This window comes from Methylobacterium aerolatum, from assembly GCF_022179085.1.
GTDB classification, from domain to species: domain Bacteria; phylum Pseudomonadota; class Alphaproteobacteria; order Rhizobiales; family Beijerinckiaceae; genus Methylobacterium; species Methylobacterium aerolatum.
This window is the reverse complement of record NZ_BPQE01000016.1, coordinates 98,598-114,394: the sequence shown is the minus strand read 5'-3', so window position 1 is coordinate 114,394 and position 15,797 is coordinate 98,598. Positions and strand designations below refer to the sequence as shown.

General features: G+C 69.0%; 7 protein-coding genes. 3 read left to right on the top strand and 4 right to left on the bottom strand.

Annotation, left to right across the window (positions count from 1 at the left end; all coding sequences use genetic code 11):
* The first annotated feature begins 8 nt into the window (after positions 1-8).
* From MFF06_RS11690 to MFF06_RS11680, 3 genes are all read left to right on the top strand, one after another.
* The gene (locus MFF06_RS11690; protein ID WP_238203947.1) at positions 9-8,651 is read left to right on the top strand and encodes a hemagglutinin repeat-containing protein; all 8,643 of its coding nucleotides are present in this window, start codon (positions 9-11) and stop codon (positions 8,649-8,651) included.
* 86 nt (positions 8,652-8,737) lie between these two features.
* Positions 8,738-9,022, top strand: coding sequence for a hypothetical protein (locus tag MFF06_RS11685; protein WP_238203946.1), 285 nt, complete (start codon positions 8,738-8,740; stop codon positions 9,020-9,022).
* A gap of 7 nt (positions 9,023-9,029) precedes the next feature.
* Positions 9,030-10,142 carry a hemagglutinin repeat-containing protein gene (locus tag MFF06_RS11680; protein WP_238203945.1) on the top strand — a complete coding sequence of 371 codons (1,113 nt, stop codon included), beginning with the start codon at positions 9,030-9,032 and terminating at the stop codon, positions 10,140-10,142.
* On the opposite strand, the gene MFF06_RS11675 is transcribed toward MFF06_RS11680, so the two are convergent.
* The 4 genes from MFF06_RS11675 to MFF06_RS11660 form a co-directional block, all read right to left on the bottom strand.
* Positions 10,051-10,359 carry an SCP2 sterol-binding domain-containing protein gene (locus MFF06_RS11675; protein ID WP_238203943.1) on the bottom strand — a complete coding sequence of 103 codons (309 nt, stop codon included), beginning with the start codon at positions 10,357-10,359 and terminating at the stop codon, positions 10,051-10,053. The two genes, MFF06_RS11680 and MFF06_RS11675, sit on opposite strands and share 92 nt — an antisense overlap.
* A 123-nt stretch (positions 10,360-10,482) precedes the next feature.
* On the bottom strand, positions 10,483-12,267 hold the full coding sequence (locus tag MFF06_RS11670) for an acyl-CoA dehydrogenase C-terminal domain-containing protein (protein ID WP_238203941.1): 1,785 nt from the start codon (positions 12,265-12,267) through the stop codon (positions 10,483-10,485).
* A 4-nt stretch (positions 12,268-12,271) separates the two neighbouring features.
* Complete coding sequence (locus tag MFF06_RS11665; protein ID WP_238203939.1) at positions 12,272-14,593, bottom strand: 3-hydroxyacyl-CoA dehydrogenase/enoyl-CoA hydratase family protein; 2,322 nt, start codon at positions 14,591-14,593, stop codon at positions 12,272-12,274.
* Positions 14,593-15,729 carry a thiolase family protein gene (locus tag MFF06_RS11660; RefSeq protein WP_238203937.1) on the bottom strand — a complete coding sequence of 379 codons (1,137 nt, stop codon included), beginning with the start codon at positions 15,727-15,729 and terminating at the stop codon, positions 14,593-14,595. The genes MFF06_RS11665 and MFF06_RS11660 overlap by 1 nt, the downstream gene beginning before the upstream one ends.
* Positions 15,730-15,797 lie beyond the last annotated feature (68 nt).

Below are 15,797 nucleotides of genomic sequence, written 5' to 3'. Positions count from 1 at the left end.
GATTGGGGATGACGCGCCCGACCTCCGACCACACCGCCCCGCCGGCCGATCTCGCCTCGCCCTGCGGCCTGCCCCGCCCGGTCCGGCGGGCGGTGAGCGTCGTCGCGGCCCTGGTGCTGCTGGTGCAGCCGCCGCTGGCAACCCTCGCGCAGGCGCAGCAGATCGCCGATCCCCGGGCGCCGATCCAGTTCCGGCCGGGGGTCGGCGTCTCGGGCAACGGCACGCCGGTCATCGCCATCACCACGCCGAGCTTCGGCGGGGTCTCGCACAACAAGTTCCAGCGCTACGACGTCGATACCCGCGGCGTCATCCTCAACAACTCCGGCGTCGGCGGCACCTCGGTGATCGGCGGCGCGGTCGGCGCCAACCCCAATCTCGCGCACAGCCGCCCGGCGAGCGTCATCGTCAACGAGGTCACCGGCACCGGCACCTCGACGCTCAACGGGCCGACCGAGGTGTTCGGCGGCCGCGCCGACGTGGTGGTGGCCAACCCCAACGGGGTCGGCTGCGTCGGCTGCACCTTCATCAATGCCGGCCGGGTGACGCTGACGACCGGCGTGCCGAGCCCGGACTATACCGCCGGCACGGTGAGCTACGCCGTCACCGTGGGCACGGTCTCCGTGGGCGGGGCGGGCCTGTCGGGCGGCAACGGCGAGACCATCAGCCGGATCGACCTGATCGGGCGCCAGCTGCGCCTTGACGGCCCGGTGGTGGCCCAGGGCGCCGTGCGCCTGCGCGCCGGGGCGATGACCTACGACGCCGCCGGGGACCTCGCCACGCCGCTCGCGGGGGCGGCGGCGGTCACCGGCCCCGCCATCGCGTCGAGCGCGGGCGGGACAATCCGGGCCGGGACGATCTCGGTGCTGTCGCAGGATGCCAACCTCGGCATCGTGCTCGACGGGACGCTCACGGCCCTGTCGGGGCCGATCGAAATCCGCAGCTTCGGCGACCTGAGAATGGCCGCCTCTTCGAGCGCGGGCGACCTGCGGGTGCAGGCCGACGGAGCGGTCACGGTGACCGGCCGTAACGAGGCCGTGGGGCGCATCACCGTCGAGGGCCGCTCGGCCATTTTCGCTCCGGGCTCGCTCCTGATCGCCAACGATGCGATCGTCGCGGAGACCCTGGAGGACCTCTCGGCCAAGGGCACCCTGGTCTCCGGCCGCGACGTCTCGCTCACCGCCGCCGGGGCACTGACGGCGAGCGGCACCGTCTCGGCCTACGGCCGGGTGGCGATCGAAGGGGACACCGTCGCGGCGGGCGACCTGCAGGTCGGGGCGGCGGCGATCGCGCTTGCGGGGCAAACCAGCGTCCGGACCGACCGCTCGGCCTTCGCGGCGCAGGGCGACGTCAGCGTCTCCGGCCGCGCCGTCACCCTCGGGCAGGGCACGGGCTTCGAGGCCGGAGGCCGCCTCGCCGTCGATGCCCGCGACGGGCTGACCCTGGGCACGGTCCTCGACAATCCCAACCTCGACCTCGCCGTGGGCGGCCGCCTGACGATCACCGCCACGGGCGGGCTCGTGCAGGACGACCTGCTGCTCACCCTGCGCGACGGGCTCGTCAACGACGGCTCCCTCTACGGCCGCGTGAGCACCACGCTGACGGCGCCGGAGGTCGTGAACGGCGCGACCGGGACGGTCTACGGCGGCGACCTCACCCTCGGCGTCGGCGGCCCGCTCACCAACCTCGGCCGCATCCTCTCGGCCCGCACCCTCGGCGTGACCGCCGCTGGGCTGGTGCGCAACGACGGCACGATCGCCACCGACGGCACCCTGACCCTGCGGGCGCAAGGTTACACGGCCAACTCGGCCCAAGCCGTCCTGGCCGGGCAGACGGCCGACCTCCTCGTCACCGGCGCCTTCGCGACCCTCGGCACGGTGCTCGGCCAGACCGCGCTGACGCTCCAGGCGGCCTCCCTCACCAACGGCGGGGTGGTGGCGGGTGGAGGGACGCTGACGTCGCTCATCGTTTCCGGGGATCTGACCAACGAAGGGACTTTGTACGGCGGCGGCGCCCTCACGGCATCCGCGGGCAATCTCACCTCGCCCGGACATCTCTACGCGGCGGCGGGGGATCTCACCCTGACCGCGACCGGAGCGATGACGAGCGGTGGCGACATCATCGCGGCAGGCGTCGTCACGCTGAAAGGCGACAGCTTCACGGCCGACACATCTGCGCAGATGTCCGGCAGCCGGATCACGGCCACCGTGACCAAGGGATTCGTCAGCGCGGGACTGGCGGTCGCCGCTACGGACATCGTCCTGGCCGCCGACACCATCACCCTCAAGGACACCGCCAGCTTCAACGCTCCTACCGTTCGCTTCACCTCCGGTGGCGATCTTGTGAATGCCGGGACCGTCACCGGCCAGGCCAGCGTGACGGTGACCGCAGACGGCAAGCTCACCAACAGCGGCATGATCGCCGGAACCTCCGGGCGTTTCACCGCCGGCAAAGACCTCGCCAATACGGGCCTGATCAACGCCATCGACGGATTGACGCTTTCAGCGGGCGGCCCGGTGGTCAACCGAGGCAGCCTGATGGCCCAAAAGGGCGATCTCTCGTTGACCGTGGACAGCGTCGTCACGTCGACAGGCGACATCATCGCCGGGGGCAAGCTCACTCTAACCGCCACCGGCTTCGAGGCCACGACGTCCTCCGCCCGGTTGGGGGGCGCGGACGTCGTCATAAGCCTTGGCACGGGTCGCCTTCTGACCCTGGGACAGCTCATTTCCGCCTCCGGCCTCGACGTGAAGGGAGGCGACCTCAAGAACGAGTCCGGTGGACGGATCGCAGCGGCGGGTCTCCATCTCACGCTGACCGGAGCGGCCACAAACGGTGGGCGTATCGAGTCGACGGGGGACATCGCCATCACCGCGGCGAGCCTGTCGAACGGAGGCTCCGTTCTCGCTAACGGAGCCGGCACCCTGACGCTCGCGGGTGCCTTCGGTAACGAGGGCCAGATCATCTTCAGCCGCGACGGGACGGTCACGGCCTACAGCTACAGCGATGGGACCGGCGCCCGGCTTCGGGCCCGCAACCTCGACCTCACTGTCAAGGCTGCGTCGACTGATGCCGGTGAGATCTCGGCGGCGGGCCGGCTCGATCTTCATGCCGGATCCCTCGACGTTCGCTCCGGAGGCACCCTTTCGGCGGGCGTCGCGCAGCTCACCGTCAAGGGAGATGCCAGCAATTCCGGTTCGATCTCCACCGATGACAGTCTCACGATGTCCCTCGACGGCGGCCTCACCAATCGCGGGACGATCACCGCCAAGGATCTTGGGCTGACAGTCGGCACCGGAATCGCCAATTCCGGGCGGATCGAGGCGGCAGGGACGGCGACGGCCTCCGGCTCCACGCTCGACAACCAGACCGGCGCACGCATCGGCGCTGGCAAGATCAGCTTGGAACTGCGCAGCTCGGCCTCGAACGCCGGAACGATCACAGCCTCCGACACTGCGGCAATCAAAGCAGCTTCGTTCACTAATCGTGGCTCGGCCGGACAGGTCGCCACGCTCGAGGCGCCCGGCCTGGCGATCACCGTTTCCGGTGCGCTGTCCAACGGACCGTACGCGGCGATCCGCGCGGCCTCGCTCGCCGATCTGCACGCCTCGACCGCCGATCTCGACCTCTACGGCCTCAACGACGAGGCCAAGGGTCTGTTCGCGTTCGGCGGCGATCTCGGACTTGAAATGACCGGGCAGGGTTTCACCGTCGACGCCGGTCGATCCCTCACAGTCGCCCAAGGGCGTCTCGCGCTGAAGGTCGCAGGCGACCTGACCGTCCTGGGCACGATCGCCTCACAGGGCGATCTCACCCTGATTACCGGCAGCAATCTCGTCGTCGGCAGCGCATCGAGCGTTGGCGCTCAAATCTTCACGCGTGGAAACGGTGAGCTCCGGGCCACCGGCAACATCATCAACACCGCCTCGACGATCCAGGCCTCCGGCGGCCTCTCGCTCATGGCCGGGGGCACGGTCACCAACACCCGCACCGCGCAGAGCGTAAACACGACCGTGGTGAGGCCCAGCACCCACGCCACCAAGTCCCGCAAGAAGTATGCAGACTTCACCACGACGACGACGGAGACATCGGACGCGGCCCAGATCGTCGCCGGGGGAAACCTGATCGTTCAGGCCGGGGCGATCCGCAACGATGCGTCCGTGATCCACGCGGGAGGCGTGCTCGGGCTCAGGGCCACGACGGTGGACAACGTGAGCCGCCAGACCGGTTCCTACCTGCGGATGTACAAGGTCGGCGGCTCGGTCAACCTCGGCCGAGTGTACTTCCAGGGCTGGCTGAACGGCCCCGCCGAAACGCCCGCCCTGATGGAAGGCGATGGCGGCGTCCGGATCGTGGCCGGAAGGTTGACCAACACCGGCACGATCACCGGCCCGACCGTGGCGATCGCCGCCCAGGTCGTCGTCAACGGCCTCGCGGGGCCGACCGTCGTCACTCCTACTCCGCACATAGGCGGGAGCACGATCGACCTCGCGTCCCAGGCGAGCGGGGGCAGCCTCACCGCAGCGACGGTGAAAACGGCGGGCGGCGGCGTTCTCGGAACGGGCGACACCGCATCCGGTCGCGTTGCCTCCGCCCGGCTGTCCGGCGGCATCAACGCCGCGATCAACGCCCCCGCCCGCACGGACACCGTCTCCGGCATCGTCTACCTGCACGCCGCGCCCTTGCCGGGGGCGGGCGAGCGGGGGCCGGACTGGATCCTCTCCCAGGTGGGTGACAGCCGCCGTTCCGCAGGGCTCCGGGTCTTCGCGGACCCCACCGTCGAGCAGGGGCTGATCCGTCAGGCCTTGGTGGAGCGGACCGGCCGGGCGCTCCTTGACCCGTCCTACACGAACCCGGAGCAGCAGCGCCAAGCCCTGTACCAGGGGACGGTCGACTACCTGAAGGCGCATCCGGAGGTGCATCTCGGCGACACGCTCAGCGACGCCCAGAAGGCGGCGGTGACCGCACCGATGCTCTGGTACGAGAACCGGGTGATCGACGGGCAGACCACGCTGGCCCCCGTGCTGATCCTGCCTCCCGGCTACACCGACCGTTACGCCCCGAGTACGGGCGGACAGATCTCCGGCGACGACGTCTTCATCGCCGCCGACCGCGTCACCAACACCGGCAACCTGCTCGCCACCGGTGCCATGATCATCGACGCGGGGACGTTCCTGAACGAACGCCGGGTCGTCGATGTCGGCACCGGCGCCGTACCGCAGCAGGTGGCGCAGGCCGGAGGAATGGTCTCCGGCTCGACCGTCTCGATCTTTACGAGCGGCGACCTGAGCGATCGCGGTGGAAGCATCGTTTCGGGTGGCGACCTCACGCTCCTCGCCGGCGGGAACATCCTGATCGCCAGCCAGGCCGTGTCGACCACCGCCATCGCCGGCGGCAAGAACCACTGGACGGTCACATCCTCCACCACTCAGCTCGGCGGCACGGTCGCGGCCGGGGGACAGCTCGTCGCCGTGGCTGGCGGGAGCCTCGCCGTGCAGGGCTCGACGATCGCCGCCGGGGGAGACGCGGTCCTCGCGGCGAAGGGTCCGGTCTCTATCACCGCGACGGAAGACAGCACCGCAACCACGGCGTTCGCGCGCAAGGGCGGCCTGTTTGCGTCGCGGACGCTGCGCGCCACGCAGACCGACACCACGACCCACGCCTCGGACGTGTCGGCGGGCGGGGCGCTGACGATCGTCTCGGGCAGCGACCTCACGGTCACGGCCAGCCATCTCTCCGCTGGGGACGATCTCACCGTCAGCGCCGCCGGCTCCGTGGCGCTGCAGGCGGGGCAGGACCGGCACACGAGTACGGTGAGCGCGACGAGCGGCGGGCTCGGCCTGTTCGGCGGCGGTGGCACCCTCGACGTCTGGCGCACCAAGCGCGTCGGCGGGGCCGTCGACGAGAGCACGAACGCGCCCACCACGCTGGACGCGGGCGGCAACGTGACCGTCGTGGCGGGGCAGAACCTCGCGGTCACGGGCTCGGCGGTGGTGGCGGGCGGGGTCGCGCGCCTGGCGGCGGGTCACGACCTGACCATCGATCCGGGCACGAACCGGACGCTGAGCGTGACCCAGCGCAGCGTCGCGGGCGTGGGGATCGGCGCGTCGGTCGACGACAGCGGGGTCTCGACCACGGCGGGCTACCGCTCGAAGTCCACGACGGTGGCCGGCGACACGACGACGGCGGAGGCCTCCGCCATCGTCGGCGGGACGGGGGTCGTGATCACCGCCGGGAACGACGCGACGCTGACCGCGACGGACATCGCCTCGGGCGGCGACGTCACGGTGGCGGCCGGGCGCAACCTCTCCCTGCTGTCCCAGGGCCAAGTCTCGCACAGCGCGGTGACGCGCAGCCGGACCGTGATCGGCTTCACGAACGAGGTGAGCCAGAACGTCTCGGGCGCGGTGAACCAGCTGTCCGGGGCGGTGGCCACGGCGGGCTCGGGCCACGGCGGCAGCGGCTACCAAGCGATCGGGGCGGCCTCAGGCGTGATGCAGGCGACCGACGGGGCGATGGCGCTGACGCACCCGGCCCTCTCGGCCAGCGCGACGATCGGAGCCTCGCACAGCCAGAGCCGGAACGACGCGCAGAGCGACACGCAGCGACCGACGACGATCCAGGCGGCGGGCTCGATCACGCTGTCGGCGGGTCGGGATGCGCACCTGCAGGGCACGCAGGCACAGGCCGGGGCCCGGCTCGACGTGGTGGCGGGGCGCGACCTGACGATCGAGAGCGCGGTGTCCAGTGGGTCCTCCTCGCAAGCGGCCTCGGCGTGGCAGGTCGGGGCGGGGCTCGGCGGAAGCGTCGGGCTCGGCGGCGCGACGGTGGGGTTCACGGCGAACGGGGCGGTGTCCCAGTCGCGGGGCGGCTCGCAGAGCACGACGAACGGGAACGCGCAGCTCTCGGCCGGGACGGGGCTGAGCCTGACGTCGGGCCGTGACACGACGGTGGCCGGGGCGACCATCGGCGCGCCGGACGTGGCGGTGACGGTGGGGGGCGACCTGACGGTGGCCTCGCGGCAGGACACGGCGCAGGGCGGCAGTACATCGTTCCACGCCTCGGCCAGCGTGACGATCGGGGTTGGGACCGACCCGAGTTCGGGTTCGCTCTCGCTCGGCGGGGGCCGGAGCACGAGCGACCGGGCCTGGACGGATCATCAGACGACGATCCACGCGGATGACGGGCTGAGGATCGACGTCGGCGGCCACACGCAGGTGGACGGGGCGGTGATCGCCTCGGGGACGGGGAACCTGAGCCTGAGCACCGGCACGCTGACGGTGACGGACCTGCAGGATCACGACCGGGGGAGCTCCCTCGACGTGATGGTGGGGGCGAACGTCACGACGGGGGGCAGCGACGGGAAGGGCCAGCCGCAGCCTACGACGACACCGGACGGGCGTCCGGTGGGGGCGTCGATCTCCGGGCAGGTGGCGGATCACGACAAGGAGGGTGTGAGCCGGGGAACGATCGGGGCGGGGACGATCACGATCCGAGACCCCGCGCACCAGACGCAGGACGTCGCTTCGATCAATCGGGATCCGTCGCAGGCGCAGGCGGTGACGAAGGACACCTCGTCGGGGGTCAAGTTCTACGGGTCGGACTCATCCGTGCGCGAGATCGCAAGCGGCTTTCAGGGGATCCGGGAGGGGATTAACCAAGTCGCAGCAGCCCTGGGTCATGGCCTTGGCGCGCTGCCATCCTCCCTGTCGGGGGTGTCCAAAGGCGACAAGCTGAGTTCGGCGACCGAGTTCAGGCAGGAGTTGATTGACAAGGGCGCGACGCCCGAAGCAGTCGATGCGCTGTTTGCGAACCCGGCTTTTGCAGAGCAGTTCGGAGCAGTCGTCCAAGCGGCGGCACGAGGCACTAGCGAGGGCTGGCAGAGTCAGAGTTCGGATCCTAATCCGCCGACCGATGATCAAGCAGACCCGAACGCTCTCGACGTAACGGTCAGGCTGCCCGCCTTGTCGGTTACCGCCGAGCAATCGAATGGCGAACAGCTGCTGACACGGATGGGTCAGCTGGCGGATGTGGTTGACTCGCTTCCGACGTGGCAAGTCACGGCAGCAAACCTTGCGCTACAGGTCGCGCTCGGAGGACCTCTCGGCCCGCTGAAAGCGTATGTAGCGTCGAAGATCATCGACGCGACTGTTGGGGATGCCCTCGCAAGCGCGACTACCGCGACGAGCAAGGCAATCTTTGGCTTTCTGAGCGGTCGATCATGGGATGACACAGGAGGTAATAGATCACAGGCCACGATGCAGGCGGGTGCTATGCTTGCAGCTGGGGTTCTCATTGCCTCCGCGACAGGCTTAGCATTCGGAAAAATAAGCAATGTTGCAGGAAAGGCCTCAAACGCGGCGAATGCAGGTAGGCTAGCTGACCAATTACGAAATCAGTCAGCCCGTTCGCCATTTACTAAAAATGGTCAGTTGACAGCAGATGCAGTCAACTCGTCCAAGATGATTATTCAGCCATCTGACCTAAAGAACCCTGCGATCCCAACGGGATACGGTAAATACACTACCGAAACATTTCAAAGTCCATCCGGTGATTTTCAGGTGCATTTTTACAAAAATCCTACTACCGGAGCAGTGCTCTATGATCTGGATTATAAGGCAGTTTACAATAAGGGAGTGCCAGGCTCACCATGAAAATCAAGTGCGTCAAATACATAAATTCCGACGGCGCGGAGACTAATACATCTGCGTGGCTAAATATAGGGAAGAATTACCATGTGATGGGTATATACATCGATCCTAATTGCGTCAAATATTTTCAACTAATCAGCAACGATGTAGATCCTGGATTTGCAACTATGGGATATCATCACGCTGCCGCCTTTGAAATTGTAACAACATCTTTACCTGTAAATTGGCACGTGAAAATTTATTTAAACGGAGCAATAAATATATCGCCGAAATCATGGCAGGTTGATGGTTTTATGGAAGATTTTTATAATAGAGATCCACTTGCAAATGAAATATTTGAGTTTGAAAAACAGAAGATCATAGAGGCGGATTGATCATTATTTGACTGTCGGCGGGTTCGGCCTGTTCGGCAGCGGCGGCCATCTCGACGTCTGGCGCACCAAGCGCGTCGGCGGGGCCGTCGACGAGAGCACGAACGCGCCCACCACGCTGGACGCGGGCGGCAACGTGACCGTCGTGGCGGGGCAGAACCTCGCGGTCACGGGCTCGGCGGTGGTGGCGGGCGGGGTCGCGCGCCTGGCGGCGGATCACGACCTGACCGTCGATCCGGGCACGAACCGGACGCTGAGCGTGACCCAGCGCAGCGTCGCGGGCGTGGGGATCGGCGCCTCGGTCGACGGCAACGGGGTCTCGACCTCGGCGGGCTACCACTCGAAGTCCACGACGGTGGCCGGCGACACGACGACGGCGGAGGCCTCGGCCATCGTCGGCGGGACGGGGGTCGTGATCACCGCCGGGAACGACGCGACGCTGACCGCGACGGACATCGCCTCGGGCGGGGACGTCACGGTGGCGGCCGGGCGCAACCTGTCCCTGCTGTCCCAGGGCCAAGTCTCGCACAGCGCGGTGACGCGCAGCCGGACCGTGATCGGCTTCACGAACGAGGTGAGCCAGAACGTCTCGGGCGCGGTGAACCAGCTGTCCGGGGCGGTGGCCACGGCGGGCTCGGGCCACGGCGGCAGCGGCTACCAAGCGATCGGGGCGGCCTCAGGCGTGATGCAGGCGACCGACGGGGCGATGGCGCTGACGATCCGGTCGGCGGGCGTCACGGTCGAGTCCGAGTCCGGTCAGGAGGTCCAGACCGGGACGGGCAAGACGGCGCGGGTCTTGACGCAGGCGAACGCGGTGGACGGGGACGCCTCGCCGGCGGCGGTGGTGACGGGGCTGTCGGCGCAGGCGGGCCTGGGGTGGATGGCGCAGGTGGCGCAGGGCGGCGCGCCTGTGATGGATGTGGGCCTGACGACGCAGCACCGGTCGTGGGACAACGACAACACGGTGCTGTCGCCGGCGGCGCAGGCGCTGATCGCAGTGGCGGCGTCCCCAGCCCTTTCCGGTGAGGCCCTCACCCGTCGAGGAGCCCCGCGAGCTTCATCGCCACGCCCTGCGAGCCCTGCACCTTCAGCCGTCCGGTGGAGAAGGCCATCATCGGGCTGAGCTTGCCCTGGATCAGCTTCAGCAGGTTGTCGGAACTCAGCGTCATCACCGTATCCGCCTCGGTGCCCTCGGCGGTCGAGACGGTGACCCGGCCGCCGGTCGCATCCACGAGGATGCCGCCGCCGTCCGTCAGGTCGAACCGGACCTTGTAGCCGAGGGTGCTGAGGGTATCCGATCGCTCCTCGATGGAGTCGACCAGGGTTCCAATATCCGCCATTCGTTTTGCTCCACACCGTATTGGCCCACCGTCATGGCGAGCGCCGGCGAAGCAATCCAGGGGCGGCGCCACGATTGGCGATAACCCTGGATTGCTTCGCTTCACTTGCAATGACGCCGGCGTTCAGAACATCGCCTCGTCGAGCGCCATCATCGCGCCCTTGCCCGCCTTCACCGCCGCCAACAGGCCGGCGACCTGGGGCAGGATGCGCTCCATGTAGAAGCGGGCCGTGGTGAGCTTGGCCTCGTAGAAGGCACGCTCGTCGGTTCCGGCTTTGAGGGCGGCGTGGGCGACCTTGGCCGAGCGCAGCCAGACGTAGCCCAGCGCCACCAGCCCGAAGAGGCGGAGGTACTCGGTGGCGGCGGCGCCCGCCTCGTCCGGGTCCTTCAGGCCCTTCTGTGCGATGTGGGCGGTGGCGAGTTGCAGGGCGCCGAAGGCCTTCGACAGGGGCTGGGCGAGGGGAGCGAGGTCGTCGTCGTCGATCGCCTCGTCGAGCGCCGCCAGCACCGGGTGGAAGAAGCTGCGCAGATACCGCCCGGCATGGGCCGGGAGCTTGCGGCCGACGAGATCGAGGGCCTGCACGCCGTTGGTGCCCTCGTAGATCATCGAGATCCGCGCATCGCGGACATACTGCTCCATACCGTGGTCGCGGATGAAGCCGTGGCCGCCATAGACCTGCATGCCGATGCTGGCCGATTCGAAGCCGAGATCGGTGAACAGCGCCTTCACGATCGGGGTCATCAGCGCGCAGAAATCCTCCGCCCGGCGCCGCTCGGCCGGATCGGGATGGTGCTCCATCACGTCGAGGCTGCGGGCGACCCAGGCGCCGAGCGCCCGGCAGCCCTCGTTGTAGGCGCGGATCGTCATCAGCATCCGCCGCACGTCCGGGTGGACGAGGATCGGGTCGGCGGGCAGGTCCGGCCGCTTGGCACCAGTGAGCGCGCGGCCCTGGAGCCGCTCCCTGGCGTAGGCGACGGCGCCCTGATAGGCGGCCTCGCCCGCGCCCAGCCCCTGGATGCCGACCGAGAGCCGCTCGCTGTTCATCATCGTGAACATCGCGCGCAGGCCCTTGTGCGGCTCGCCGACCAGCCAGCCCCTGGCGTCGTCGAAGGACATCTGGCAGGTGGCGGATGCCTTGATGCCCATCTTGTGCTCCAGCGCCGAGCACGTGACCCTGTTGCGCTCCCCCGGCGAGCCGTCCGCGCGGGGCAGGAACTTCGGCACGAGGAACAGGCTGATGCCCTTCACGCCCTTCGGGGCATCGGGGAGCTTGGCCAGCACGAGGTGGACGATGTTCTCGGTGAGGTCGTGGTCGCCCGCCGAGATGAAGATCTTCGAGCCGGTGACGGCGTAAGAGCCGTCGCCCTGCGGCACGGCCTTGGTCCGCAGGAGGCCGAGATCGGTGCCGCAATGGGGCTCCGTCAGGCACATCGTACCGGACCACGTGCCGTCCACGAGCTTGGGCAGGTAGGCGGCCTTCAGTTCGTCCGAAGCGTGGCCTTCGATCGCCTGATAGGCCCCGTGGCTGAGGCCCGGATAGAGGCCGAAGGAGAGGTTGGTCGAGCAGATCATCTCCTCGACCAGCTTGTTAATGCCCGCCGGCAGGCCCTGGCCGCCATAGGCCGGGTCCGCCCCCATGGCGGTCCAGCCGCCCTCCCGGAATGCCCTGTAGGCCTCGGGAAAGCCCTTCGGCGTGCGGACCACGCCGTTCTCCAGGCGGCAGCCCTCCTCGTCGCCGGAGGCGTTCAGGGGCAGCAGGCGCTCCGTGCAGAACTTGCCCGCCTCCTCCAGGATGGCGTCGGCCACGTCGGGGGTGAAGTCTTCCAGCCCCGGCAAGGGCTGGGCGTCGGCGTGCAGCTCGTTCAGCACGAAGCGCATGTCGCGCAAGGGAGCCTTGTAGGTCTGCATCGGGTCAGTTCCTCACCGGCTTGCCGGTTTCGATCACGCTCTCGAACCGGTCGAGGGTCGCCTCCGTCCGCACGAGGCGCATGAAGCCCTCGCGTTCGAGGTCGAGGATCGCCGCCTCGTCGAGCGTATCGAGGCCGTCCGCCTCGCCCCCCGACAGGACGGTGGCGAGTTCCCCCGCCACCACGAGGTCGTGCTTGGTGGCAATGCCCCGGTTGGCGAAGCCCTCCGCCGCCATGCGCAGCGCCAGCGCACCCGAGGGGCCGGGCAGCGTCAGGGTGGCGGGCTTGGGCGCCGCGTAGCCCTCCACGAGCGACAGGGCCTTGGCCTTGGCATCGGCGAGCAGCCGGTCGCGGTTCATGGTGATGCCGTCGGCCGGGCGCAGGAACAGCAGGTCGCGCGCCTCCTCCGCCGACTTGGCCACGGTGGCGGTCGAGACCGTCTCGAACACCTTGGCGGTGGCGGGCATCGGCCCCTTCGGCAGCGTCGGGTTCGCCTGCCAGCGGGCCAGCATCTCCTTGCAGCCACCCCAGGCCGGCACGAGCCCGACGCCGGCCTCCACGAGGCCGATATAGCTCTCGGCATGGGCCTGCACCGCGTCGGAGTGGAGCAGGATCTCGCAGCCGCCGCCGAGCGCCATGCCGGACGGCGCGCTCACCACGGGGAAGGGGGCGTATTTCAGCTGTCCGTAGGTCTGCTGGCCGAGGCTGACGAGCTTCTCGATCTCGCCCCAGGCGGCGATGTTGGCGGCGAACAGGGCGAGGCCGAGATTGGCGCCGACCGAGAAGTTCGAGCCCTCGTTGTAGACCACGAGCGCCTTGTACTGCGCCTTCACCAGCTTGATGGTCTTGGCCAACAGGACCATGATCTGTTCATCGAGGGCGTTCGCCTGCGAGGTGAACTCGAAGCACACCACGCCGTCGCCGATGTCCCACAGGGCCGCCGAGCCGTTCTTGAGGAGCGGCTGGCTCGCGAGCTTGACGTCCTCCAGCCGCAGCACGCCCTCGGGCCGCACGATTGTTTTGTACGTGCCGTCGGCCTGGAGCACCTGCCGCTGGCCGTTCTCGACCCGGTAGAAGGTCTTGCCTTGGAGCCCGGCGAGGATCGGCGGGACGGTCGTGCCGCCCTTCGCCAGCCGTTCGGCCAGGTAGGCACCGCCGATCCTGTCGATCAGCTCGAAGGGACCCCACTTCCAGTTGTAGCCCAGGCGCATGGCCTCATCGATGGCGGCCACGTCGTCGCTCGCCTCGCCCACGAGCCCGGCGGCGTAGGCGAGCGTCGGGCCGATCACCCTCCAGGCATAGGCGCCGGTGCGGCCCTTGAGGTCGAGCACGGCGCGGGGGCCCTTCGCCCCCTTCAATTCCGGCAGGTCGGCCTTGGCGGAGGGGCGGTACACGCCGGTCTTGAGGTCGATCGCCTCCTTCAGCTTCTGCCCGCCCTGGCGGTTCAGGCGGTAGAAGCCGCCCTTGCCCTTCCGGCCTGTGTAGCCCTCCGCGATCAGCGTCGCGATGAGCGGCATCTCGCGGTAGGTGGCGTGGAAGGCGTCGCCTTCCGGCAGGGCGGCCCGCAGGCTCTTCGTCGTGTGCGGGATCAGGTCGAGGCCGACGAGGTCCACGAGGCCGAACACGCCGGTCTTGGGGATGCCGAAGGGGCGGCCCATGATGGCGTCCGCCTCCTCCACCGGCACGCCGAGGTCGTCGGCCGCCGCGATGGCGTTCTGGATCCAGAAGATGCCGAGCCGGTTGGCGATGAAGCCCGGCCGGTCCTTGCAGCGCACGACGCTCTTGCCGAGCCTGCGGTCGGCGAAGTCCGCGACGGCCCCGGCGAGATCCGGGTCGGTCTTCGGGCCGGTCACGATCTCCAGGAGCCGCATGTAGCGCGGCGGGTTGAAGAAATGGGTGATCAGGAAGTCCTTGGCGAACGCCTCGGGCATCCCCTCGATCAGGGCGTCCAGCGGGATGGTCGAGGTGTTGGACGAGACCGCCGTGCCGGGCTTCCGCACCGCGTCGATGCGGCGGTAGAGGGCCTGCTTCGCGTCGAGGCGTTCGATCACCACCTCGACGATCCAGTCGACCTCTGCCAGCCGGTCGAGATGGTCCTCGATGTTGCACGCCTCCACGAGCTTGGCGGCGCGGGGCGACATGAAGGCGGCGGGCTGCGTCTTCAGCATTCGGGCGACGGCGCCCTTGGCCAGCGCGTTCCGGTCGGCGGCGCCCTCGGGCACGATGTCCATGAGCAGCACCGGCACGCCGGCATTGGCGACATGGGCGGCGATGCCGGAGCCCATGACCCCGGCGCCGATGACGGCGACTTTGCGGATTCCGGTCATCACACGCGCTCCAGAAGGGTGGCGATGCCCTGGCCGCCGCCGATGCATTGCGTCGCCAGCGCGAAGCGGCCGCCCTCGCGGGCGAGCAGCGAGGCCGCCTTGCCGACGATGCGCGCGCCCGTGGCGCCGAGCGGATGGCCGAGCGCGATGGCGCCGCCGTCGATGTTGACGGTTGTCCCGTCGAGGCCGAGGTCGCGGATGCAGGCGATGGCCTGGGCGGCGAAGGCCTCGTTCAATTCCACCACGCTCAGCGCGTCCGCGGTGATGCCCGCCCGCGCCATGGCCTTCTTCGAGGCGGCGACGGGGCCGATGCCCATGATCTCCGGCTCGCAGCCCGAGATCGCCACCGCCGCGACCCGCGCGAGCGGCGTCAGGCCGGCGCGGCGGGCGTAGGCGTCGCTGCACACCAGCACCGCCGAGGCGCCGTCGGTGAGCGGCGAGGAGGTGCCGGCCGTGACGGTTCCCGTCTGCTGGAAGGCGGGCTTCAAGGCGGCGAGCCCCTCGGCGCTGGCATCGGCACGAACGCATCCGTCCGTCTCGACGGTGCCGCCCTTGGTCGTGATCGGCACGATCTCGGCGGAAAGCCGCCCTTGCGCCTGCGCGGCGGCGGCCTTGCGGTGGCTGTCCACCGCGAAGGCCTCCTGCTCGGCGCGGGAAATCTCCCAGCGGCGGGCCACGTTCTCGGCGGTGTCGCCCATGCCGATATAGGCGCCGGGCCGCTGCTCATGGAGCGCGGGGTTCGGCATCGGGTTGAAGCCCATCATCGGCACGCGGCTCATGCTCTCGACGCCCGCGCAGAGGAAGGCTTCGCCCGCCCCCAGCGCGATCTGCCCGGCCGCCATGTGGACCGACTGCATGGAGGAGCCGCAGAAACGGTTCACCGTGACGCCGCCGACATTGAGGTCGAGGCCCGCCAGCATCCCGATGAGCCGGGCAACGTTGAAGCCCTGCTCGCCCTCGGGGAAGGCGCAGCCGACGATCAGGTCCTCGATGTCCTTGGAGGGGATGCCGGTATCCGCCACGAGCTTGCGCACCACCTGCGCGGCGAGGTCGTCCGGCCGGACCCGCGCCAGCGCCCCCTTCTTGGCGGGCGTGAAGGGCGAGCGGGCATAGCCCGCGATCACGACGTCGGTCATGCGATCCTCTCGGGATGGGTAGGTGTGGAGCACGTCCTCTCCCCGCTTGCGGGGCGAGGAGAAGCGTA